General features: G+C 39.9%; 28 protein-coding genes. 13 read left to right on the top strand and 15 right to left on the bottom strand.

From position 1 onward, the window contains the following. The first annotated feature begins 90 nt into the window (after window positions 1–90). The 10 genes from CYO90_RS08110 to CYO90_RS08155 all read left to right on the top strand — a co-directional run bounded on the left by CYO90_RS08110 (window position 91) and on the right by CYO90_RS08155 (window position 8,572). The gene (locus tag CYO90_RS08110) at window positions 91–543 is read left to right on the top strand and encodes a hypothetical protein (protein WP_103579133.1); all 453 of its coding nucleotides are present in this window, start codon (window positions 91–93) and stop codon (window positions 541–543) included. Beyond that, the gene (locus CYO90_RS08115) at window positions 534–1,382 is read left to right on the top strand and encodes a phage protease (RefSeq protein ID WP_103579134.1); all 849 of its coding nucleotides are present in this window, start codon (window positions 534–536) and stop codon (window positions 1,380–1,382) included. The genes CYO90_RS08110 and CYO90_RS08115 overlap by 10 nt, the downstream gene beginning before the upstream one ends. 1 nt (window position 1,383) lies before the next feature. Then, window positions 1,384–1,710, top strand: coding sequence for a hypothetical protein (locus tag CYO90_RS08120; protein WP_103579135.1), 327 nt, complete (start codon window positions 1,384–1,386; stop codon window positions 1,708–1,710). A gap of 10 nt (window positions 1,711–1,720) precedes the next feature. Beyond that, window positions 1,721–2,689, top strand: a complete 969-nt coding sequence (locus tag CYO90_RS08125; protein WP_103579136.1) for a major capsid protein — start codon at window positions 1,721–1,723, stop codon at window positions 2,687–2,689. 118 nt (window positions 2,690–2,807) lie between these two features. After that, window positions 2,808–3,206 (top strand): phage protein Gp36 family protein, encoded by a 399-nt coding sequence (locus tag CYO90_RS08130; protein ID WP_258030701.1) that lies wholly within the window; start codon window positions 2,808–2,810, stop codon window positions 3,204–3,206. Then, the gene (locus CYO90_RS08135) at window positions 3,199–3,684 is read left to right on the top strand and encodes a DUF1804 family protein (protein ID WP_021088424.1); all 486 of its coding nucleotides are present in this window, start codon (window positions 3,199–3,201) and stop codon (window positions 3,682–3,684) included. Before CYO90_RS08130 ends, CYO90_RS08135 begins: the two co-directional genes overlap by 8 nt. An 8-nt stretch (window positions 3,685–3,692) precedes the next feature. Continuing rightward, on the top strand, window positions 3,693–5,336 hold the full coding sequence (gene terL, locus CYO90_RS08140; protein ID WP_103579138.1) for a phage terminase large subunit: 1,644 nt from the start codon (window positions 3,693–3,695) through the stop codon (window positions 5,334–5,336). After that, on the top strand, window positions 5,333–6,727 hold the full coding sequence (locus CYO90_RS08145; RefSeq protein WP_103579139.1) for a phage portal protein family protein: 1,395 nt from the start codon (window positions 5,333–5,335) through the stop codon (window positions 6,725–6,727). Before terL ends, CYO90_RS08145 begins: the two co-directional genes overlap by 4 nt. After that, on the top strand, window positions 6,717–7,964 hold the full coding sequence (locus CYO90_RS08150; protein WP_103579140.1) for a phage minor head protein: 1,248 nt from the start codon (window positions 6,717–6,719) through the stop codon (window positions 7,962–7,964). The genes CYO90_RS08145 and CYO90_RS08150 overlap by 11 nt, the downstream gene beginning before the upstream one ends. 122 nt (window positions 7,965–8,086) lie before the next feature. Continuing rightward, window positions 8,087–8,572: a phage virion morphogenesis protein gene (locus CYO90_RS08155; protein ID WP_087584129.1), complete on the top strand. Its 486-nt coding sequence runs from the start codon at window positions 8,087–8,089 to the stop codon at window positions 8,570–8,572. Here CYO90_RS08155 and CYO90_RS08160 read toward each other — a convergent pair. The 13 genes from CYO90_RS08160 to CYO90_RS08230 all read right to left on the bottom strand — a co-directional run bounded on the left by CYO90_RS08160 (window position 8,556) and on the right by CYO90_RS08230 (window position 16,762). After that, entirely contained in the window at window positions 8,556–9,233 is a 678-nt protein-coding gene (locus CYO90_RS08160) for a hypothetical protein (RefSeq protein ID WP_087584130.1), read from the bottom strand. The two genes, CYO90_RS08155 and CYO90_RS08160, sit on opposite strands and share 17 nt — an antisense overlap. Then, complete coding sequence (locus tag CYO90_RS08165; protein WP_087584131.1) at window positions 9,199–9,411, bottom strand: hypothetical protein; 213 nt, start codon at window positions 9,409–9,411, stop codon at window positions 9,199–9,201. Before CYO90_RS08165 ends, CYO90_RS08160 begins: the two co-directional genes overlap by 35 nt. Before the next feature lie 12 nt (window positions 9,412–9,423). Continuing rightward, window positions 9,424–9,714 (bottom strand): hypothetical protein, encoded by a 291-nt coding sequence (locus tag CYO90_RS08170; RefSeq protein ID WP_087584132.1) that lies wholly within the window; start codon window positions 9,712–9,714, stop codon window positions 9,424–9,426. Further along, on the bottom strand, window positions 9,711–10,214 hold the full coding sequence (locus CYO90_RS08175) for a phage protein GemA/Gp16 family protein (protein ID WP_087584133.1): 504 nt from the start codon (window positions 10,212–10,214) through the stop codon (window positions 9,711–9,713). The genes CYO90_RS08170 and CYO90_RS08175 overlap by 4 nt, the downstream gene beginning before the upstream one ends. Window position 10,215: 1 nt before the next feature. Continuing rightward, the gene (locus tag CYO90_RS08180) at window positions 10,216–11,178 is read right to left on the bottom strand and encodes a hypothetical protein (RefSeq protein WP_103579141.1); all 963 of its coding nucleotides are present in this window, start codon (window positions 11,176–11,178) and stop codon (window positions 10,216–10,218) included. Window positions 11,179–11,696: 518 nt separating this feature from the next. After that, window positions 11,697–12,065 (bottom strand): hypothetical protein, encoded by a 369-nt coding sequence (locus tag CYO90_RS08195; protein ID WP_103579144.1) that lies wholly within the window; start codon window positions 12,063–12,065, stop codon window positions 11,697–11,699. Window positions 12,066–12,259: 194 nt separating this feature from the next. Continuing rightward, window positions 12,260–12,748, bottom strand: coding sequence for a host-nuclease inhibitor Gam family protein (locus CYO90_RS08200; RefSeq protein ID WP_103579145.1), 489 nt, complete (start codon window positions 12,746–12,748; stop codon window positions 12,260–12,262). 35 nt (window positions 12,749–12,783) lie between these two features. Beyond that, complete coding sequence (locus CYO90_RS08205) at window positions 12,784–13,125, bottom strand: hypothetical protein (RefSeq protein WP_103579146.1); 342 nt, start codon at window positions 13,123–13,125, stop codon at window positions 12,784–12,786. A 64-nt stretch (window positions 13,126–13,189) separates the two neighbouring features. Next, on the bottom strand, window positions 13,190–13,447 hold the full coding sequence (locus tag CYO90_RS08210; protein ID WP_103559477.1) for a hypothetical protein: 258 nt from the start codon (window positions 13,445–13,447) through the stop codon (window positions 13,190–13,192). Between the two features lie 34 nt (window positions 13,448–13,481). Then, entirely contained in the window at window positions 13,482–14,411 is a 930-nt protein-coding gene (locus CYO90_RS08215; RefSeq protein WP_103559478.1) for an AAA family ATPase, read from the bottom strand. A gap of 76 nt (window positions 14,412–14,487) precedes the next feature. Continuing rightward, window positions 14,488–15,681, bottom strand: a complete 1,194-nt coding sequence (locus CYO90_RS08220; RefSeq protein ID WP_181000238.1) for a DDE-type integrase/transposase/recombinase — start codon at window positions 15,679–15,681, stop codon at window positions 14,488–14,490. 43 nt (window positions 15,682–15,724) lie between these two features. After that, window positions 15,725–16,537 (bottom strand): helix-turn-helix domain-containing protein, encoded by an 813-nt coding sequence (locus tag CYO90_RS08225; RefSeq protein ID WP_103579148.1) that lies wholly within the window; start codon window positions 16,535–16,537, stop codon window positions 15,725–15,727. Beyond that, entirely contained in the window at window positions 16,538–16,762 is a 225-nt protein-coding gene (locus CYO90_RS08230) for a hypothetical protein (protein ID WP_103579149.1), read from the bottom strand. It abuts the gene before it with no gap. A 107-nt stretch (window positions 16,763–16,869) separates the two neighbouring features. On the opposite strand from CYO90_RS08230, the gene CYO90_RS08235 reads away from it, so the two are divergent. Next, window positions 16,870–17,439 (top strand): hypothetical protein, encoded by a 570-nt coding sequence (locus tag CYO90_RS08235; RefSeq protein WP_103579150.1) that lies wholly within the window; start codon window positions 16,870–16,872, stop codon window positions 17,437–17,439. Here CYO90_RS08235 and CYO90_RS08240 read toward each other — a convergent pair. After that, the gene (locus CYO90_RS08240) at window positions 17,428–17,808 is read right to left on the bottom strand and encodes a hypothetical protein (protein WP_103579151.1); all 381 of its coding nucleotides are present in this window, start codon (window positions 17,806–17,808) and stop codon (window positions 17,428–17,430) included. The genes CYO90_RS08235 and CYO90_RS08240 overlap by 12 nt on opposite strands. A 187-nt stretch (window positions 17,809–17,995) precedes the next feature. Between CYO90_RS08240 and CYO90_RS08245 the strand changes: the two genes are divergently transcribed. Further along, window positions 17,996–18,619, top strand: a complete 624-nt coding sequence (locus tag CYO90_RS08245; RefSeq protein WP_181000239.1) for a S24 family peptidase — start codon at window positions 17,996–17,998, stop codon at window positions 18,617–18,619. A 539-nt stretch (window positions 18,620–19,158) separates the two neighbouring features. On the opposite strand, the gene CYO90_RS08250 is transcribed toward CYO90_RS08245, so the two are convergent. Next, window positions 19,159–20,838 (bottom strand): anaerobic C4-dicarboxylate transporter, encoded by a 1,680-nt coding sequence (locus CYO90_RS08250; protein ID WP_103579153.1) that lies wholly within the window; start codon window positions 20,836–20,838, stop codon window positions 19,159–19,161. 204 nt (window positions 20,839–21,042) lie between these two features. Between CYO90_RS08250 and CYO90_RS08255 the strand changes: the two genes are divergently transcribed. After that, the coding region (locus CYO90_RS08255; RefSeq protein ID WP_141090549.1) for a lactate racemase domain-containing protein at window positions 21,043–21,289 on the top strand (247 nt) is incomplete at its 3' end.

Raw genomic sequence — 21,289 nt, forward strand, 5'->3', positions numbered from 1 at the left:
TTTTTGTCAAAAAACTTTGTCAAAGTTCTGTAATAGATTTTCGGCGCGAAACAGTCCATAATTCGCACAAAAAATAATCAAAGGCGCTAAATGCTGGAAGAATTTGAAAAAGAACTTATAAATACGATTAAAGAAGCGACCGAACCCAAAAACTCGGTAGTTAGGGCGTATCTGGGCGAGTTTAACAATAAAGAAGAGATGGAGCTGTTGATAAAAGGCGGTGAGAGCTTCATATTCGTAGAGTTCGTGGATGAAAAATACGAAAACGTAGTAGAGCGAAACGCGACGTATAATATCCATATACTAGCTTGCACTTCAAACAAAAATCAAAGCTACCGACAAGCCAATAAATTTAAAGCCTACGCTCTATGCGAGGCGATAGACGAAAGGCTAAAAAACTCGAATTTATGCAACGAGTTTAGGATAGAGCCCCAAAGCGCTAAGGCGTCGCTAAACGATATTACCGACTATGGCTACGTCTACGTGCTCACCAGGCAGATACAAACGCAATTTTTAGAAAAGGACGAATTCTTATGCTCATAACCAAAGACTTAATCGCGCTAAAGAACGATAAAGAAGAAGTTTTAAGCGAAATTTGCCTAGCCGTAACCGGAGTTTGGCAAGGACATGCTGGAGGAACGTTTAGTATAGACGCTGCCGATATCGAAAAGATGAAACTAAATTTCGACAAGCGCAGCCTAGACATAGTGATCGACTACGAGCACCAAACTTTAAGCGGGGAGATAGCGCCTGCTGCGGGCTGGATAAAAGAGCTTTTTATAAAAGACGGCGCGCTTTACGGGCGCGTAAGTTGGACGACTAAAGCAAAAGAATTTATCAAAAACGGCGAATATAAATATCTTAGCCCGGTTTACGACTTTATGGGCGTAGACGAAAAAACCGGAGCTTGGCAGGGGTGTACGCTGCACTCGGCGGCGCTAACTAATAAGCCGTTTCTTGACGAGCTGGGTGAAGTAAGAGCAAATAAAAATTTTACAAAGGAGACGAACATGGATAATACTAAAAGTCCAAAGGGCGAGCCCCAGGCTCAGGTTGCTACGCAAAACGGCGCAAACTATGAGGCTCAGATAGTCGAGCTTAAAAATCAGCTTGACGCCTCTAAACAAGAGATCGCTACGCTAAAAGAACAACTAGCTCAAAGCGCGGTAGATACAGCTATTATCGCAAATAAGCTACAAGAAAGTCAAAAGCAGTGGGCACTCAGTTACGCAAAAGCCGATTTAAACGGCTTTAAAGAGTTTTTAAAAGGCGTTATGCCGCCGCAGCAAAAAACGAGCGCGCCCGGTAACGATATGTTTGCCAACAAAAGCCAATCTGACGTAGAAATAGACGTCGTTAAATTTGCATTAGGAGGAGAATAAAATGCCTAACGAACAAAAAAAGCCAAAGACCATCGGAGATGTGGTCGTAAACAAGGTGCTCGGCGTTAATGCCAAAGTAGAGACCACAAAGGCCCTAGAATGCGGAGCCGTGCTATTTAGCATTAACGGTGGCGAGAGTTTTGCGGCCGTAACTAGCGACAACCAAACTACAACCATCGCAAACGCCCAGGCGGTATTTGGCGTGCTTTGCGACAACGTAGAAGCCACCAAAGAAGCCGATGTACTGGTGCTTGGCGAAGTAATGCTGGAAGGCGCCGCAGCGGAGCTAAAGACGGCGCTATTCAAACAAAAAATTATAGTGAGATAAGGAGATAAAAATGGATGAACTTTTAAAAAAATTTACGGTCGAGGCGATGACTGAGATCATAAATCAGACTAAGGCTGATCAAAGTTTTATAACGGATACGTTTTTCAAAAAATGGACTCCGACGCTTTCAAATACACATAATATTATCATAGAAAAAGGCGCAGGCGTGATCCTTGAAAGCGTTAGCGAAAACGGAGAGCATTTAGTGACAAAAAACCCTGACCAAACCATTATTTCCGTGCCGCTTCCTCGCTTCCCGCAGTACGATACGCTTCCAGCCAGCGAGATGAATTTATTAAAAACGCTCAATACTCAAAGCGAGCAGCTTAAATCATTGTCTGCGGCTATCGGCAAAAAACTAGCTAGCCAAAAGAGCAATATCGCCAATACGGTAGAGTATATGGCCATAGGCGCTATTTTCGGTAAGGTAATGGACGGCAAAGGAAAGGTGCTGTTTGAACTTAGCGCAAATAGAAAAGAGATAACCATCACGAATGCGACTAAGTTATTGGATTTATTAAGCGATATCGAGGCCGCTCAAAAAGAGGTGTTAGGTATTGCAAAGCCGTATATCGCGCTAGTAACCAGAGAGCTTTTTGGCGAGCTGCTTAAACTAGCCGAAGCCCAGGAGCTTCTAAAGCTAAAATCCTGCGAAGTTGTCGATAGCAATGGAGTTTTAACTCTTAAACTTTTCGGCAAGACCTTTATGCCGTATGATGCCTCGTACAAAAACACAAAAGGTAAAGATACGAGCTACATGAGCGGCAAAAAAGGCATAGTAGTTCCTTTGATGGACGACATCTTCGAGGTAGTTTATACGAGAGCCAATCACACGTCTGCCATCGGCAAAGCTCCGACTAAATTCTTTGCTGCGGCTCCCGAGGTGCTTGACAAAGGTATGGGCTGGGGCATAGTTAGCGAAAGCAGACCGCTTCCGATCTGCAATAGGCTTGACGCCATAATCGAGCTAAAAATGTAATTTAAAAGGGCTTAGAGCCCTTTTAAATTAAAAACGACCGAATATACTAAAAAAATATTTTAAACGTTTTAACGCGCCTTTAACGCTCGTTAAAAGGCTTAAAATATTTGGAGATAAGATGGATATAACTAATGACGATTTGCTAAAAGAAGTTTCTGCTAGAGAGTTGCTTGAGCTTAGCGATTTTGAAGGGAGCGGCGCCATTAATCAAGGCGTCATAGACGATAGCGTAAACGATGCCTTGGCTTATATCTCCTCTTTCATCAAACTTCCGCAAAACCCTACGCCGCTATTAAAAGACATCGGCGTAAATTTGACTATTATCGAGCTAAAAAAGCGAAACAACTTCCCCAAAGAGGCGCTAAACGAACAAATAGCAAAGCTAGACGCTTTGCTTTTAAAAATGGCTAGCAAAAAGCTTCCCGTTACGTTAGAAGACGACAGTGCGCCCAAGCTCGGCATAAGAGCTTTTAGGCACAGCGAGAAAAAAATGGACTTAAAGGATTTAAATGGCTGAAAAACCGAATATCAAAGAACTGGCTAAAGAACTTTACTTAAAAGGCTTTAGTTTAGAACGTATAGCCGAAATTTTAAACAAAACCGTAAAAACTATAAAAAACTACAAATCCCAAAACGGCGACTGGGACGAACTAAAAGCAGCAAGCTATCTAAATAAAAGCGGCGAAGATAAGCAAAATATCTATCAAAACTTTATCGAAGAGATGCGCCTAGCCGTAAAAGATATAAGAGAGAGCGAACTGCCTGCGGGCAAAAAGGCCGAGGCGCTTTCAAAGATAGGCGACAGCTTCGTTAAGATGACCAAGGTTGCAAGCTACGAAAATCCGGCAGCATACCGCTTAAGCATCGCCAAAAAGGTCATTATGCTGGTAGTCGATAAATTTAAAGACGACGAGAACAAAGAGTGTATCAAAAAACTCGTAGAGCTCATCGAGAGCGAAAAATTCGTCAAAGCTATCGAAGAGCTTGATGTTTAGGATGATGTATGCTTTTTTCAAGAGATGAGCTAGATGGCTTCCTAGAATACAGTAGAGAAACGCACAAGCAAGCCGGCGCCGTAGAGCCCGAGCTTAGCAAGCTCACGCGCAAAGACTTTTACGGCTGGCTTGAGGAGCTTAGTGGCGAGCTAAAAGAGCAGATACACCTAAATAGCCCTCTATCTCCCAAAGATAGGGCCGCAAGGGTAAAACGCGCCGAGCGCGATTTTATGTTTTTTGCAAGGACTTATTTTCCGCACTATTTTAGCATTAGCAGCTCTTGCGCGCTTCACGAGGATCTAGCGCAAATTTTTGAAGCTATGACGCAAAACGCAAGCGGAGACAAATACGCCCGTGCCGCGCCGCGCGGACATGCAAAGACCACGTACTGCTCGCAGCTTCTTCCGCTTTGGTGCATTTGTTTTGGCAAGAAGCGTTTCATTGTCGAAATTTCAGACGCTGTGGAACTGGTCGAGGGGTGTCTTGAAGCCATCAAAGCCGAGCTTGAGGACAACGCAAATTTAAAAATGGACTTCCCGCACGTTTGCGGCGCAAGCAAAAATTGGAAGATAGGCGAGTTCGTATCCAAAAACGGAGTCAAGCTTAAGGCTTTTGGCTCTGGTAAAAGACTGCGCGGCGTAAAATTCGGCGTTTATCGCCCTGATCTAGTAGTCCTAGACGACCTGGAAAACGATACCAACGTACGCAGCAAAGAGCAACGCGACAAGCTCGAGGAGTGGCTAGACGAAGCGGTTTTAAATTTGGGCAGCGTAGACGGTAGCCTAGACGTGCTTTATATCGGCACCGTACTTCACGCAGATAGCGTTTTAGCTAGGAAGCTCAAACTCAAATTTTGGAACGCCAAAAAGTACCAAAGCATCGTAAATTTCCCAAAGCGTATGGATCTGTGGGAGAGATGGAGCGAACTTTACAAAAATGTTTCAAAAGAGGCTAGCGAAACGTTTTATTTAAAAAACAAAGCCATTATGGACGACGGTGCGCGGGTGCTTTGGGAGGATGCGCTACCGATTTTAAAACTCATGCAAAAGCGCGCCGAAAACTTGAAATCTTTTAACAAAGAGCAGCAAAACGATCCGCGTAGCGAAACTCAAATTTTCACCAAAGAGAGTATACATTTTTACCGCGAGCTTCCGAGGTGCGATTATTTCGTGATGTATATCGACCCGGCAGGCGAAAAGAAAAAATCGGACTACACGGCTATAACGGTGTTAGGAGTAAGCAAGGTAGAAGCCAAGATATATGTAGCAGAAAGCATAGTAGAGGTCATGAAGACCAAAAGGACCATCAAAGAAATCATCCGCCTAAATCAGCTTTACGGGTGCCGCGTTTGTGCGATAGAGAGCAACGGCGGGCAGGAGTTTTTTAGGGGCTGGATCAGAGAAAAGGCCTTTGAAATAGGCGTTAAACTACCTTTAAAGGGCGTGAATAATACCGCAAGCAAAGGGCAAAGAATAGAGGAGCTTGAAGTGCCTATAGAAGACGGCGAAATACTCTTCCATCAAAGCCAAAGCCTGCTTATAGAACAGCTTACGGAGTATCCCGAAGCCAAGCACGACGACGCGCCCGACAGCTTAGCAGGCGCATACGACCTAACGAAACTAAAAAAGAAAGTAAAAAGGCGCAATAGATGAGTAAGAAAAAATCAAATTTCAAACGATTAAAATTAAACAACAAAAACGAAAGCCAATCTCAGACGATACCCATAAAGCGCAAAACGGCAGCTCTCATTCCCCAAAACGGTACCCTGATAGATTTGCTGATAAATACGGGAGTTTCCAGCATTGGCGACGACGATATGGATATGATATTAGCCGATCTTACCGTTACGCAGTGCGACGTGAGCCGCAAGTCCGTGACCGAGAAAAAAGAGATCCAAATCGTTTGTGACGATGAAAAAATTAAGGACGAATTTAAAAAGATTTTTAACCCCGACGTCGTCAGCCAAATTTTAGAGACCTATCTTTACGGGCTAAACGTATTCGAGGTTAACTACAAAGAAAAAGAAGGGCTTGTATACCCAAGACTCGTGCAGCGTGATTTTAGGCAATTTAAATTTAACGATGTGGGCGAGTTCACATTTAATGCAAGCGGAAGCGAGCGAAGTATTCCGCCTTTAAAAGTTATATACGCATTAAACAGAGCGAATTTTAGAAAGGTATACGGAGATGGGCTGCTTAAAAAGCTGTATTTCCCCGTCAAGATGAAAAACGCCAGCTTGAAGTTTTGGTTTAGGTTTTTAGAAAAATTCGGATCGCCCTGGGCGATAGCAAAAACTAGCTACGAGCCCGACGAAATGGCTGCGGAAGTGCAAGCTATGCTTAGCGGCGATAGCGCGGTCATAGACACGGACGAGGAGATCACGCTGGTGCAGCCTACCTCAAACGTAGATTTTACGAGACTTCCCGCATACCTCGACAATCAAATTAGCAAGGCCATTTTAGGCGCAAATTTGACTAGCGACGTAAAAGAGGGAAGCTATGCCGCGGCAAAGACGCATAATGAAATCAGAGAGGATTTGGCCGCAAACGATGCTAAAATTTTAATCTTCGTGATGAACAAGGCCATAAGCTTTTTTAAGGAGATCAACGGCTATAACGGCGAGTTTTACGCCAAACTATTCGACGAAGACGCTCCTAATACCGAGCGCGCTACAAGAGACAAGACACTATACGATATGGGCTTTGCTCCAACCAAAAAATATATAACCTCGACTTACAATATCGAGATCGACGAAAATGCCGGGGTGCAAGAGAAAAATTTAAAAGCTAATAAAGCTAATTTAACAGCCTTAAAAGGCTCTTTAAAGGCTTTAGATAGATTTGATAAAGCCACGGACGAGATGGATATAGAAGACGGCGAGATAGAAGCAACCTTAAACAAACTAATCGCAAGCAGCGAGACTTACGAAGAGGCTTTCGATAAGCTTTACGAGCTTTACGATCTACCATTTGAAAAGCTTGAGCCCTTGATGTTTAAAGCCGTAGCCAATGCGCAGATGTTGGGATATATAGATGAAATTTAGTTTTTTCGAGGAGCCTACAGCGGTTTATGAATATCTACGAAGCAAAAAGCCAGAAGTACACTTTGATTACGACGAGATTGTGCACGACGCCCACAAAAAGGCTTTTACGATAGCCAAGATGACAAATTTAGACCTTTTAAAAGATATGCAAAGTTCGCTTACAAAAGCTTTTAAAGAGGGCATTGGGTTTGACGAGTGGAAAAATAGTGTAAAGCCTATGCTGGCAAAGAAAGGTTGGCTGGGAAATATCAAAGTAAAAGACCCAAAGACTGGCGAAGAAAAAGAAATTTACGTAGGAAATAGAAGATTAAGAACTATATTTAACACCAATATGAGAACGGCCTATGCGAAGGCTAGGTATGAAAGTCAGATGCAAAGCCTGGGCGAATACTTCCGCTATACTGCAGTGCTTGATAGCAGAACAAGAGAAGCTCATAGAAAGCTTCACGGCAAAACACTACCAAAAACTGATAAATTTTGGGATACCAACTATCCGCCAAATGGCTGGGGGTGCCGCTGCAAGGTGCAGGTGCTTACAGAGGCCGAATGCGTAGCTAGAGGCATCGTGCCGCTTGCAGATGGCTCTTTTTTGCCACAAGCTGCAGAAAAAGATTTTAGATACAACCCAGGTAAAATCGATAAGACAGACGAAATTTTAAAAGATAAGCAAAATAAGGCCTTGGGCGCCATTACTTCAACTCTTGCAAAGAAAAATTTAAAGCAGGCATTAGAAAACTTCGAGCATGAAAGAGATATTTATGTTTGGCAAAAAAGCTTAGATGATATGGTAAATGCCGTAATTGGCGGTAAAATCATCAAAGATAAAATTTATCAGGTGGCTCAAGTAGGGGAGTTAAAGCAAAGTATCAAGAAAAATCTAAAAATCATCGACGTAGAGCCCAAAGCATCCAGTATAGCCGTTTATCAAAACACCATCTCGCACATCACGAGAGATAGCAAGCCGAAGGGAAAAGAGCCCAATATCGATGAAATAAAAGCCGTAGTAGGCGTATTTGACGAAGCTAAACGCGTATTTTACGATAAAAAGGACAATGTTTTACTATATTTTTATAATAGCCTACAAAACGATAACATGGTAAATTACGCCGTCATCCGCCTAGACTATACACTTAAAAAATTTAAAACCGATAATTTTATAGCGACTATTACGAGGATACCCGTAGAAAATTATAAAGCTATTTTGAAAGATAAAAAAAGATATATAAAGATAAAGTAGACAAGGCCGGGCATCGAACCCAAGTCATATACAGCTTGCTTTTGCAACTGGAACCCTGCCAAATCTGGGCCATCTCTTATCTACTTTGTGTAATTATACCACATTTTAAGGGGACAAACGCAATGATAGAAGTTAAAGGCCTAGAAGAGCTGCAAATGAAGCTAAAATCTCTGCAAAATATCGAGAAAAAAACCAAGCCGCTAATGCAAACGCTAGGCAATATCTTACAAAACGAAATAGAAGCTAGTTTTGAGAACGAGAGCAGTCCGTTCGGACAAAAATGGCAGGCCTTGAAACCTAGTACGATTAGGCAAAAACAAAAACTAGGAAAGTCATCTAATATTTTAAGATCGGACGGAAATTTGGCGGATAAATGGATAGTTAAAGCAGACGATAAAAAAGCCACGGTATCTAATAATACGAATAAAAACGGCTTTGCTTACGGGTTAGTTCATCAATTCGGCACCAATAAGGCGGGACGAAGTAAAAACGTAAGAATCGCGGCTCGCCCGTTCTTGCCAGTGGATAAAAGTGGACATTTGCCAAATAGGACAAAGCAGGCTATCGAAGATGCAACGATAGAATTTATAATCAACAAGTTAAAGTAAGTATATCCGTCAAATTATCTTTAAAATCTTTGAGTGTCTTGATGATAGAATTTGCAGCTCCTATTTTTGCATATATCCACTTTATTTTTTCTAGTATCCGTGGATCTTTTATGTTTAAAATAGTTTTACCATATAAAAAGAATTTGCCTATAAAAAGAGTATGAAGTTTATCAATCGCTCTATTAGAGCCAATTATCTTACTTTCTTCCTTTGCCTCTTTCACGATAAGGCAAAGTTGTTTTAAAGTCTCTTTTTGTTCTTCATTGATGTCTGCATCTTGTATTTCACTTTCAAACTCTACGACAATATCAACTATCTCATCAATATTTACTTCGTTTTGGAATTTATTTTTATCTTTGTAATGCGAGAATATAGATTTAATAAGCTTTTCTTGCGTTAAATTTAACGTATCTCTAAAAAGTATCATTTCTCTTTTTGCATTCAGGGTAGATATGATCTGTAACACATCTGTTAGAGTATCATCCGCAGCTCCTATTTCTTTTAATACATATTTGCAATGCTCACAAAGCAAATTACGCTTTTTAAGTAGCTTTAATTCATCATATTCGTTGAATGCTTCTTTTAAAATTTGCTCAAGAGATGCGCCACCATCTTTTCGCGCCAGCTCACAAAGCTTGATTAATATCTCTTCTGCTGCCATTTTCCGCCCACTTTATAAGAGTTTCTACCTCATCCATCTTTATCTTTAAGGCTTTTACACATACACTAAATGACTTACCTGGTAATATATCGCTTTGGCTTAAATTTAAGATAGATTGCTTTATTATATCAATACTTTCATCGATCGTTCTTAAATTTTCGTATATTTCTTTTTGCATTTTCATCCTTTCTTATTGTTCGCATTCAAACAAACTCGGCTCTCTAACTTCTTTTGTGATGCTGCTTATAGTGTTGTAGCTTAGATTATGAACTTGGGCTAGTTCTCTTATAACTACGGAGCTATTCTTGCCTGCTCTTATGCCTTCATCGTATTGTCTTAGTATGTCCTGATTTCTAAATGTCGCCTTGTAGCTTGGTACATAGATACTAGCTCCACCATATTCTTTGATGATCTCGCTTATATCGGAGCTTTCCTTGACCTTATTATAAAATTCAACGAATAGATCGAAGTTATTTATCATTTGTAGTATTTGTCTTTCATTTGAATAAGGGCTTGCACGACGTCGGCAGCATCAGTCCTTGACAAAAATTTAAGATGCAAAGGCCTGATTTTAACTATCCTAAAAATAAACTCTCTTAGAGCCATACCCGTTTTTACGTTGGCTATCTCTTCCCAGATACCGGCAATAGTTTCAAGTTGTTTTTTAGTGGCGTATAGGCTTCCTTTAGCGGGCGTTAGATCTTCGCCGGCTATAAAAGAAGGACTAGACGTTTTGTGTACTTTGGTTTTGCGGGTTGCTTTGCTTTTTCGCGCAGGTCTTTTAAAATTTGTGTCTTTATGGGGCTTATATCCCACAACCTCTAGCACGACCCTAAGCTCCTCTATACTTAGCTCTTTTAGGCTATCTTTGCCAAATTGTGCTTGTAAATACACCTTCCTGCACTCGTCATCCACGAAATAGTTGTGCTTTAACGTTTGTATCATCTTGATATAGTACTTTTTAAGCTCGCTCGTATTCATTCTAAACCGCCAAATTTAAGGTATTTTCTCTCATAGTTGTAATAGTTGTATCGGTTGTAGTCTCTGCTTTACAACTATATATCACGCTCTTGCCCATTTTACGGCTAAACCATAGCTTGCCGTCGAATTTATCGAGGCAATCCCTAGCCGTTCTATCGTCTTTTTCGTAATTCATAGCGTTTAGCAGCTCGGTCTTGTTTAGATCTCCGCCGGCTAGTATCTTTTGCGCTAGAGTAGTAAAATTTAGCTCGTATTCGCTCATTCTAGCTACCTCTACATCAAGCTCGTTTAGTTCTAAATTTAGCGTTTTTACGCAAAAACCGCTATCTTTTACTCCGGCTCTTTCTTTGGCTACTTCAAGTAAGAAATTTAACTCGTTTTCCTTACTAGGGCGTTTTAATAGATGATACATAACGTCGAGAGAATTCCTTATATGGTTGCTGCCTTGATAGTTTTTACCGTCTTTGTTAGAGTGATGCAGGATGATCACGGTAGCTCCTGCTTCGCGTAAATTCTTAAGCGCGCCAAATAGTCTATTTATACGGTTGTCGTTGTTGATGTCTACGAAGTCACGCAAGCTATCCAGGATAAAAACGCAATCTTTGTAAGCTTTACCTACGGCGTTTTCTTCTAGCTTTAGAACAAGCTCAAATCCGCAAAGCTCTAGCGTGCTGCGCTGGATATAATTCATATTCTCGTAGCTTTCTATAAGTAGCCTATCTACGCCGCGCTGTTTGAGTACGCCTACTGGGTTGTCGTAGTCTATGAAAAACACCCTTTGACCCTCTTTGCAAAGTTTTTTAGCTAGAGCAAAGGCCATGTATCTTTTGCCCGTGCCGCCGTCCGCGTAGATTAGTGTGATTAGCTGCTTTACTAAAAAGCCCTCTATCAAAAACTCGACCGTTTCGTTGAAACTATCCTTGGTTAGGCTAGAATTTTTTAAAAACTCGAAAATTTCGCTCATTATAATCCTTTTTTCCACAGCTCTTTTTCTAAAAATCCACGGCTTAAACCACTGCACCTAGCTAGTTTTGATACGTTTAGCTTTCCGTTTTTAAAGCGGTAAAAACTAAGATCGTAGCTTAGAACATTATTAAGTTTAGCTTGATACGATGCTCTCTTTTTTGCGTGTAGATTATCAAGATGAATTCTTTGTTTAGTTGTCAAACCGTCTTTCCTTAAAATTAAACCTTTTAAAGAGCGTTAAAGTGGTTTAAAACGCTCTTTAAAGGGCTTAAAGCCCTTTTAACCTCTCTTTAAATTTCTTCAACTCTTCATAGTCAAATTTACAAACTGCTAGGACTATCATGACATATAGACATATAGCCATCATCATGTAAGGAACTAGCATTACAGTTATCGCTGCTGTAACTATATTTTTAGAATCTCTTTTCCGTTCCGATTTAGGAATTACTATCCTGGTAGCAATGAGAGTTACTATAAAAGCATAAACGTTTAAAATTAGCCCCCACGTCAAAAAACCTAGCATGATCTCTCCTTTATAAATTTTTTCATACACTCGTACGGATTTTGTCCGCGCTTAGCTATCTCGTCGAAAATATATCTTATGTGAGTGGTGATTGTGTAAAAGCCTATATGGCAGAAGAATCCCTCACGTCCTGCATTGATAGCGACTACGGCCATAGCGCAAAGTGAGTCGATATAATACTTGGGTGGATATTGCTGCAAGCTCGTCTCTTGCGTATATTTGCAAAACGCCGCTTGGTATTCCAAAAACGCACTATTAAATCGCTCGCTAAACTCCTCTTTGCACTTCTTTATAGTTGTGGCTTTTTGTTTTCTGTAGAGCTTTAGTAGCTCTTTGATCTCATCAAACTGTTCGTTCGTCATGCTTGCTCCTTTCAAAATTTTAAACCTTTTAAAGAGCGTTAAAGTGATTTAAAACGCTCTTTAAAGGGCTTAAAGCCCTTTAACACAAATTCTTAATTTTTCTCGTCTTACAAACCTAGGCAAAAGCCTATTTTTACTATCTTTTAACTTTTTAAAGTCGCACCAATAAATTTGAAAATCGCTCTTTATCTCGTTCATTTTCCTATCTCCAGGCTCTCTATCTTAGGCACTATCCTAAAATTATCTTTCACTACTCTTTTAAGACCGAGTTTTACTAAATCCTCGTCTTTTAGCTCCGCAAGTGCTTCCTTGTTAGGCTTTTCTTCATATATAATGCACTCTTTACCTAATCCAAATGCCTTTATTGAGCTTAACAAACTCTCAAGCTTGGCTTTTACGGTAGGTACTCTTACGCTTTTGCTTATGCGGTAGCCGATCTCTCCAAAGGTAAATTCTTTTGAGCGTTTTTCGGCAAATTCAGCCTTATTGTCCTCACAAAATAGTGTGATTTGCTGCTCGATGTAGCTCTTTTCGCTCTCGAGTCTTTCAACTTCGCTCTTTCTAGCTTCTTTTATACGGTTACACTCAAGCGTTACTTCACCGTTGATTTTTTCTATACCTACGCTTACTTCGCATAGTCTTTTTAGAGCGACGTCTACGTCGCTAAAACTATTTATTTGCATCTTTTACTCCTCATTAAAAATTTTTATTAGCCCTATCACTCAAACAAACTAAATTTAAGCTCACTAAGACCATATTCTTTAGCCCACGCCGCCTCTTGTGCCATGCCTGTACTCTTGTCGCTCCACTTGCACGGATGGCGGTAGTAGTAGCTGCACACTCTAAGCAGTTCTTCGCAGTTTTTCATTACTCTTTCACGCTCAAGCTCGCTATATATATCCATCCACGCAAGTACGGGCGAGATAGGCTCGTAGCCGTTAGCTCTGACGATAGTGCAAGCCTGCTGCGCTATTTGCTTAGCGTAGTAGTTTCTGTCCCGATCTTTGCACTCTATGCTTGAGTAGGGAGTAGAAACAAACACTAATCTCGCTGTTTTCATCTATTCTCCTTTCTTAAAAATTTAACTTTATAGGAAGCTCCGCAGAGCTCCCGAAAAATCAAATTTAAGCCGCCGTATCGATTACTTTACCGTCGGCTGTTCTTATGATATATTTGCCTACTAGCTTAAACATACTCTTTGAGTAGTCCGCCTTTTGGCCCTTTATCATGCTTCCGCGCCTTATGCCCCATAGTTCACCTTTAGCACTTACTCTCATTTCAAATCCTTTCTCTTCAAATTCTCTCACCAGCCTAACTAGCCCCGCCGCTTGCGTTCGCTCCACCGCGCGATTTTCAAGAGGATTTATAGCTATATCCATCATTTTTTACTCCTTACAACTATTACAACCGTTACAACTATAAAAGCAACATCTTTGTAGCCTCTTTGACTACGTCTTCGTTTATAGGGGTCTTTGCGTATTCGCTTAGCATCTTTGCCCTTCTTAGCAGCTTTTCGGTCTTTCTGAAATTTCCTTTAGCTAGCGCTTCTATTAGATCGATGCATGGTTTTTGCGTTACGCCGAAGTTTTTGCAAACTGCTTCTAGGTCGTCTCTTATTTTTTTCTTGTCTTCGTCTACATAGGAAAGTCCGCCTAGTATCCATTTATTTCCGACTCTCGAGCTTAGCTGCTCTAGCTCGTTTCCACTCTTTGAAGCTGTTAAATTTATGAGCAGCTTGTTTGTGCCCACGAGTACCAGAGTAGCGCGGCTAAAATCATGCATCCTGCGCAAGCTTTCAAGCGCGCGGTAAGGCAAATGCTCGGCCTCGTCTATAATGATCGTTCTGCTTACCTTTTTTAGAGCTTCCGCGCTTTGACGTATTAGCTCGTCTATGCTTCCTTTGTCGTTTAGTCCGAGCTCTCTAGCTAAAATTTTAAAAAGGCTCTTTGCGGATGTATTTATGGTAGCCTCGATTAGAATGCTGTCTGGATGCGTTCTTACGTATTCGCGAACGGCTCTTGTCTTTCCGCTGCCAGCTACTCCGCTTATCATTGCCATATCTCTATCTTGTACCGCCCAGCCGATCACTGCGTGTATGCTTTTGGCGTCCTTGGTTTTTACGAAAGGTAGCTCGTCTTGTAAAACGTCCACTTTTTGGATAAAATTGTCGAGATAATTTTTAGCTGGCTCTTCTACTTTGTCGGCATACTTGTAGCTAGAGCCTTCCTTTATATATCCCGAGATATACGCGGGATTTATTCCCAACGCCGTAGCAAATTTGTTCTGACTCATACCGCTTGTTTTATTAGCTTCGATGAAGTCTTTTATTCTGTCTGCTAACTGCATTTTTCCTCCTTTGATTTTGGTTTTTAAATGTTTTAAACGCCGTTTAATAGGACTTTAAACGACCTTGAAAGCATTTTTATTCTCCGCTTGCTATCTCTATGGCGTCGTCTACGGAAAATTTCTTTTTAGTCGTTCTCTCTGCGGTAAATTCGTTTAACTTATCGTAATCAAACCCCGCATTTATTATGTTATTTACCTCTTTTTGCCTTTTTATAGTCTCTTTTAGCGTTTCTATCTTGTCGTCGTCTTCGTAGTTAAAATTCTCAGGCTTTAACGCCTCTTTATGGGCTTCAAGCATTACTTCAAGATCATAATTAACGTTTAGTCTAGTAAATTCGCTAAATTCGGCGCGTTTGATGACGGCTCTTATGGTTCTCATGTTCTCTTTGAATACCTTTTTGACCATCTTATAGGTCTCGGCACTCATCGGACATATATTTTTATCTTTTGCCTCACAGATGAAAGTTCCTTCCAAATCAAATACGAATATCGAGCTTACGTCGTCTATGTTTTCGCTAACTAGCACCTGTGTTCCCACTGGTGGTAAAAACGCACTAACGAAAACAAGCGCCTCGTAGCTAATACCCTTCTTGCCGACTACCCTAGACTCCAACCCTCCAGCATGTAGCATAAATTCCTCTTTTCTTACACCTTTTAGCGGTGTAGTATCAGCGTTCCACCTTTTTATTGGGCTGCTCCTTTTTATGCCCATCAGATCCCAGGTTAGTACCTCGGTCTCAAATCTAGCTCTTGCTTGATCGAGCGTGAGAAGATACTTTAGGTTTGTCTTTTTAGGAAGTCCGTTTTCGTCCTTGGCATGCCTATCTTTTTTGGGTGTTCTTTGCTCGATAGCTTCACGCATAGCTAGATTAAAGTCTAGGTATCCAGGCGTTTGAGAGATACCAGCGTGTTGAAGTGTGCCGAAATGTCTCTCTACAAAGCCCTTTTCATCACCGCTATATGCGATTGCTCTATCGTAGTCGATGTGTAGGCCGTTTAGTAGATACTGAAACTGTTTGCTTAGATAGTCCTTTCCGTTATCACCTTTGATATAGTCTGGTTTGCCTAGTGTATTTAAGGCTTTCCACATCAGCCTTATAAGGCCTAGCGCATTAGACTCCCTTTCTATGCTAGCTACGCATCTGCCGCTATAAACATCTACAAAACTTAAGATATTAGCTCGTATAGCCTCGCCTTTTTCTCCGTCTCTTACCATCACGTCAAGCGGCGAGCTGTCTATCTGCCAGCATTGGTTGCGTCTGGTTATCATCTCGCCTTGATCTCCCATGGCAGGTTGCTGATAGCTTTTTGCTTTATCTTCGCTTCGTGATCATTACGTATTCTAATCGTTTGCTAGAGTCGTCATAATAGCCGTCTAAATACCTTTTTATCACCCCAGCATCAAAGAGCGGCTTTATATCTCCGCTTATAAATTTAGGAAATTTTTTAGCCTCGCCGCTTCGGTAAAAATGCTCCTTATGTAAATCACGCCAGACTTGAGAGATATTTAAACCTCCAGCTCCGTAAGCTCTAAATTTAGTGAGGATAAACTCCCTCATCCACTCTTCGAGCACGCTGGCGTTTTTCCTATGCTTACCACGCTTGTCTATCAGCGCCGCCGCGCCCTTTTCTTTATAGGCCTTTTGCCATCTAAAAAGGTTTGCCTCACTTATACCGCTATCTTCGCAAAACTTTTTACATGACACGCCACGTTTTTTAGCCTCTTCATACTCTTTTAGCACTCTTATCTTTTTGTTTATCTCATCTTTTTCACTATCATCTAGCACTGCATACTCTCCGCCAAAATTCTCTTTTTTACTCGCGCCCTCTTTGTTCTTGCCGCCGCCCTTGATCTCGCTAAATTTCATCTGTCTAAATCCGCTTTGCTCAGAGCTATCCTCTACGTATACACTTACGTCTTTATCTGCCTTGCCGCTCTTTATCGCCGCGTCTATGTCGGCGATCTCTACTGCAAATAGCAGCTTTGCTCCGCCACGGCTTCTGGTGCCAGCGTCAGATATCTTTATGAATGGATATTTTGCTGAGCCCCTATTTATAGAATTTGCTAAAGCTCTTGGATGTATGCCGAAAATTTCAGCAGCCACAGCAGTTTTGACATAGATCATTTAGCTAGCCTTGCTCTCTTCTTGTTCTTTTTTAAGACCACTTGGAAGCTCTTTGATTATTCCCTCACTTAAAAGCACTTCAAACACTTTCCTTGAAGTAGCGAAATTTTTACTACCTGCCACTTGGCCGTTTATCACCATATAGGTAGTGCGCTCACTTAGATCGTGTTTTTTAGCCCACTGCCTTATGCTTATGCAGTTATCGGTAAAGTATTTCTTTATCACTTTGCGCTCCTTTCTTTTAATTTTCATAGTTAATAAGACTTTTATAGAATTTTTAAGCCCTCGTAAGTAAAATTTACTTGCTGCTATTTTTATACGAGGACTTAAAAATGCTATATTTTTGCTACAAAACTCATGGACTTAGATTTAACGAACATCGAGCGTTAGATTTAAAAGACGATCTTAAAACGATGAAACATTTTAGACCCGATCTAGTAGATGCTTACGAGTATATACATGGGGGCATCATTAATCTAAACGCTTACGCTTCTTGTTTTCAAAAAATGTACAAAGTGGCTCTCAATTATCATCCCAAATATCAGCTAGTATCAGGCTCTACCGATTACGTCGGTATATTAGCTCATAGTAAAGACGGCGACATCGCATCGCAGCTATCTTTATCCATAGAGATAAAAACCAAAGTGCTGCTAATACCTTTTTTAAATGAGGATTTTTTCTTTATTCCTAAAATTCTCAAAAATAAAAAGATAAAGATAGAAAACAAAAATAGCTTTCTATCTAGCCCAGATAGTTCGCCGTTCCCAAAAAAGAGCGTTCAAAACAGGCTATTTTTCCCTTTATTTAAAGAGATAGATAGCCTTAATTCAAAACTAGACGAACTAGAAATTTCAGGAAAAGCGCCCATGCTTTACGATGAGCGCCGTAGACTATCTTTTTGATAGAGTTATAGCTTCCTGATAAAAGGCTCGTCTTTCAATTTCTCGCTTTTTAAGCTTTTTTGCTTTATATTCGAGGATGCCGTCGATAAACTTTTTTGGAATTTTCATATCTTTTAGCTCATGCTTTATATTTGAAAGCTCGTTTTTAACGGCTTTTTCTATACGAGCGTGATCGCTTCCGTCAAATTTGAAGTAATTGCACCCCAAAAAGCAACACTCTTTAGCGGCATCGATAACTTCTCCGCTAAGACTCATAGACTTTATCTGGGCCCTCATACGAGCCAACTCTTTTTTAAAACCTTTGCGAGCTACTTTAAGTTGCCCTTCCTTAAGCTTACTAGAAGCTCTTTGCATGTTTTGCGTCTTCATAACGTCTCCTTTTGGATAAGTCTTATTAACAATGAAAATTTAAAGAACTATTTTTCAAACCTTTGAAAGATTTAATCTCAAATAAGATATAATTTTTCGTAGATTTGAAAGAATTATATAGTATTTTAACCTTATTTGTCAAGGTTAAAATACCATGTTCATACATTTTTTAATCAAAGGCGGCAAAATGGACGATCAAAAAGATAAAGTTATATTTGAAAATATGAAAAATTTTTTTAAGGTCGATAGTCTCGAAGATGTAGCAGAAAGGTTAGGTTATTCTAGGAGCACGGCCGCCACATGGCGCTCAAAAGGCTTAACCTCAACTGTAAAATTAAAATTCGCCAGTCTAAGCGCATATAAGGTTAATAAACCTTATAAGGATAAAGCGGATTTAAGGTATTTTGAGAATGTAACAGCAAGTGCTGGCTATGGCTCACAAAACGATGAACAAGATTATTCTATAATCCCTGTCGGTAGAGATTTTATGGAACAAGTTTTAAAAATACCATTTAAAAACTATGATGTAATTAAGGTTTTTGGCGATAGTATGGAGCCGTTTGCACAAGATGGCGACGCCGTAGTAGTGGATTTGGATGCAGAGGTAAAAAATGGCGACATAGTTATAGCAAACATCGGCGGAGACGTATATATAAAGAAATTTTTGAGAGACACGATACACAAAGAAGTAAAATTAACATCATTGAATAGCTTTTATCAAGATATTATTTTAAAGGGCGAGGAAATAAATCAGTTAAAAATAATTGGTAAGGTTAGATGTAAATTTAATATCAATATGAAAATATTTTAAAACATAAAAATAAACTTAAAATGATGATTAATAGTTTAAGCTATTTCTAAACAATATTTAAGATTAAAATAGTTTTTTATTGCATTTTTTGCAATGATGATTAAAGATAAATCCATAAATACGCCAATTATTAGAATTAATCATCATTAAGTCTTGATTAATCATCATTTTTCTAAAAATTTGATGATTAATGCCTATATTTTTAAATTTTACCTATGCTTTTGACGGCAAACCTTAAGCGGTATATGCCCTTGATGCGTAAAATCTTGGGACGATTTTTGGGACGCTTTAAAAGGTGTTTAAAAGTCGATTATTTGGTATTTAAAGTCTTTTTGCGATGTTAAATTTTTCCGCTTTTTTGGGACAAAACGGACGATTTGGGATTATAGGGATTTTTCTTGCAGCTGAATTTTTGCATTACAACTGAGAGTGAAGCTTTTTAAAATGCCTATTTTACGCGCTTTCAAAAATCTCGCGCTAAAATTTCTCACTCTCATTTTCTATACCCCCTCACAAAACAGCTTGTCAGAAATAAAATTTTAGTTAAGATATCCGTAGATATTTGCTAGCACCCAGCCAACCGCACAAGAGCTAAATACACCTATGAAACCAGGTATGATAAAGCTGTGATTGATTACATATTTACCAATGTGTGTTGTGCCTGAGCGGTCAAACTGCACGGCTGCAAGGTCGCTTGGATATGTTGGAAGGATGAAGTATCCATAGCAAGCAGTAGCAAACGCGACAATAACGCCTGGGTGAACACCTATTTGAACAGCAAGTGGCACAAATGTAGCAGCTGCAGCAGCTTGAGAGTTTAGGAATTTTGATATAAGCATACCAACTATGATATACATCCAAGGATATGCTTTCATAACCTCGCCAAGTGAGCCTTTAAGCATATCAATGTGAGAGTGGAACATTGTCTCAGCCATCCAGCTAATGCCGTAAATCGCAACAAGTGCAACCATGCCGCTGTGGAAAATTTCATTTTGACCAATCTTGGCTGCTTTAATGCCTGAGTAGATCATCATGATAGATGCTGCTAAAAGCATGAAAATTTGGATCGTATCAACCATGCCAAGTGGTGCAGTCTTTTTCATAGTATCTTTTACTACTATGTTAGCGTTTGAGATAGTTTCGCTTTTATCACCTGCAGTGATAACAACATCAGCGCCATTTGAAACAATGTTTTGTGTTACCTTGTTGTCTTTATCTAACACTTGAACGCTTGTAAATTTAGTAGCATCTTTTACTTTATTGTCTTTTACATTTGAAACGATCTTACTATCACCAACCATAGAAACAACTTGTCCGTCTTTAACAGTGATGTTTTTAACTGTTTTTTTATCTACGATTATTTCTATTGATTTACCAGGAACGTTACTTGTCCAACTTGGGCGAAGTTGTTTGTAATAACCTAAAACCGCAACAACAGCGATTGTAGCAAGGAATATCCACATAACATTCCATTGTTTTTTTGGCAAATGAACACCGATCAATGAATGTGCCTCATCAGAACCATATATATATTTTCTTTGTTCCGGATCAGCTATTTTTGCTTGGAATTCTGGATCTTTATCAAGATCTTTTCCTCTAAATACTGAGTAAGTTCCTATGCAAAGCACGCCCAAAAACGTAGAAGGAATGGTAACTTTTAATAGATCAACATAGCTTGTAAAGCCCTCAATATGAACTGTACCAGTACCAAGAAGAACAGCAACCATAGACACACCAGCAACTGAAACTGGGCTTGCGATAATAGCAAGTTGTGATGAGATCGTAGTAGCTGCCATCGGACGTTCTGGACGGATACCACTTTTCATTGATACGTCATAGATGATCGGTAAAAGTGTATAAACTGTGTGACCTGTACCGCAAAGCACTGTCAGTGTCCAGCCACAAATAGGCGCAAGATAACAAACTGTTTTTGGATGTTTTCTAAGCGCTCTTTCAGCGATCTGAAGCATAACATCAAGACCACCAGCTGCTTGAAGTGTAGCACTTGCTACAACAACTGCAAGAATAGTTAATATAACATCAATAGCAGGCTTACCTGGTTTTAAATCAAATGCAAATACCAGAATAACAAGACCGATGCCGCCAAGGACACCAAGTGCCATACCACCTTTTTTTGCTCCGTAGAACAAACAGCCGAGCACGACAATCAATTGTAAGAAAAACTGCGTACTCTCAGACAAACTTGTAAGAAATTCCATGATTTCTCCCTTTTCGAAAATTACACGCGGAGTATATAAATATTAAAATTAAATACTAATTAAAAAAGATATGTAGAATTTAATATTACATTTAATTCTTGTTATCTTATCTATATTTTTGTGGAAAAATAAATATATTTAAAAGAAAGATTGAGATAAAATCCTAAAAGTAAACAACTAATAGTTAAATTTAAGGAGAGAAGCATGCAAATCCCTATCGCTTATGGCAAAGATGACCATATAAATTTAAAAATAGACGAAAAAAATCTGCTTGGTGTTTTTGACCCCAACCCCGTGGCTAAATTCGACGAAGCAGCGCTTATTGCAAAGGCTCTGGCAAATCCGATAAACCAAAAAAGCTTTGACGAGTTTATCGCCGGCGATGAAAAGATCGTTATCATCGTAAATGACGGCACAAGGCCTACGCCAACTGCTAAAATTTTAAAGCAAA

The sequence above is a fragment of the Campylobacter concisus genome (assembly GCF_002913745.1).
Lineage (GTDB): Bacteria > Campylobacterota > Campylobacteria > Campylobacterales > Campylobacteraceae > Campylobacter_A > Campylobacter_A concisus_R.

Bases quoted from the DNA above. Each gene is read 5' to 3' on its own strand.
- CYO90_RS08245 (WP_181000239.1), top strand. From the start codon at position 17,996: ATGGACGATCAAAAAGATAAAGTTATATTTGAAAATATGAAAAATTTT.
- CYO90_RS08170 (WP_087584132.1), bottom strand. From the start codon at position 9,714: ATGATAAATAACTTCGATCTATTCGTTGAATTTTATAATAAGGTCAAG.
- CYO90_RS08250 (WP_103579153.1), bottom strand. From the start codon at position 20,838: ATGGAATTTCTTACAAGTTTGTCTGAGAGTACGCAGTTTTTCTTACAA.
- CYO90_RS08225 (WP_103579148.1), bottom strand. From the start codon at position 16,537: ATGATCTATGTCAAAACTGCTGTGGCTGCTGAAATTTTCGGCATACAT.
- CYO90_RS08165 (WP_087584131.1), bottom strand. From the start codon at position 9,411: ATGCAAAAAGAAATATACGAAAATTTAAGAACGATCGATGAAAGTATT.
- CYO90_RS08195 (WP_103579144.1), bottom strand. From the start codon at position 12,065: ATGACGAACGAACAGTTTGATGAGATCAAAGAGCTACTAAAGCTCTAC.
- CYO90_RS08125 (WP_103579136.1), top strand. From the start codon at position 1,721: ATGGATGAACTTTTAAAAAAATTTACGGTCGAGGCGATGACTGAGATC.
- terL (WP_103579138.1), top strand. From the start codon at position 3,693: ATGCTTTTTTCAAGAGATGAGCTAGATGGCTTCCTAGAATACAGTAGA.
- CYO90_RS08145 (WP_103579139.1), top strand. From the start codon at position 5,333: ATGAGTAAGAAAAAATCAAATTTCAAACGATTAAAATTAAACAACAAA.
- CYO90_RS08200 (WP_103579145.1), bottom strand. From the start codon at position 12,748: ATGCAAATAAATAGTTTTAGCGACGTAGACGTCGCTCTAAAAAGACTA.
- CYO90_RS08150 (WP_103579140.1), top strand. From the start codon at position 6,717: ATGAAATTTAGTTTTTTCGAGGAGCCTACAGCGGTTTATGAATATCTA.
- CYO90_RS08180 (WP_103579141.1), bottom strand. From the start codon at position 11,178: ATGAGCGAAATTTTCGAGTTTTTAAAAAATTCTAGCCTAACCAAGGAT.
- CYO90_RS08210 (WP_103559477.1), bottom strand. From the start codon at position 13,447: ATGATGGATATAGCTATAAATCCTCTTGAAAATCGCGCGGTGGAGCGA.
- CYO90_RS08235 (WP_103579150.1), top strand. From the start codon at position 16,870: ATGCTATATTTTTGCTACAAAACTCATGGACTTAGATTTAACGAACAT.
- CYO90_RS08155 (WP_087584129.1), top strand. From the start codon at position 8,087: ATGATAGAAGTTAAAGGCCTAGAAGAGCTGCAAATGAAGCTAAAATCT.
- CYO90_RS08135 (WP_021088424.1), top strand. From the start codon at position 3,199: ATGGCTGAAAAACCGAATATCAAAGAACTGGCTAAAGAACTTTACTTA.
- CYO90_RS08130 (WP_258030701.1), top strand. From the start codon at position 2,808: ATGGATATAACTAATGACGATTTGCTAAAAGAAGTTTCTGCTAGAGAG.
- CYO90_RS08220 (WP_181000238.1), bottom strand. From the start codon at position 15,681: ATGATAACCAGACGCAACCAATGCTGGCAGATAGACAGCTCGCCGCTT.
- CYO90_RS08120 (WP_103579135.1), top strand. From the start codon at position 1,384: ATGCCTAACGAACAAAAAAAGCCAAAGACCATCGGAGATGTGGTCGTA.
- CYO90_RS08215 (WP_103559478.1), bottom strand. From the start codon at position 14,411: ATGCAGTTAGCAGACAGAATAAAAGACTTCATCGAAGCTAATAAAACA.
- CYO90_RS08110 (WP_103579133.1), top strand. From the start codon at position 91: ATGCTGGAAGAATTTGAAAAAGAACTTATAAATACGATTAAAGAAGCG.
- CYO90_RS08115 (WP_103579134.1), top strand. From the start codon at position 534: ATGCTCATAACCAAAGACTTAATCGCGCTAAAGAACGATAAAGAAGAA.
- CYO90_RS08160 (WP_087584130.1), bottom strand. From the start codon at position 9,233: ATGGCAGCAGAAGAGATATTAATCAAGCTTTGTGAGCTGGCGCGAAAA.
- CYO90_RS08240 (WP_103579151.1), bottom strand. From the start codon at position 17,808: ATGAAGACGCAAAACATGCAAAGAGCTTCTAGTAAGCTTAAGGAAGGG.
- CYO90_RS08205 (WP_103579146.1), bottom strand. From the start codon at position 13,125: ATGAAAACAGCGAGATTAGTGTTTGTTTCTACTCCCTACTCAAGCATA.
- CYO90_RS08175 (WP_087584133.1), bottom strand. From the start codon at position 10,214: ATGAATACGAGCGAGCTTAAAAAGTACTATATCAAGATGATACAAACG.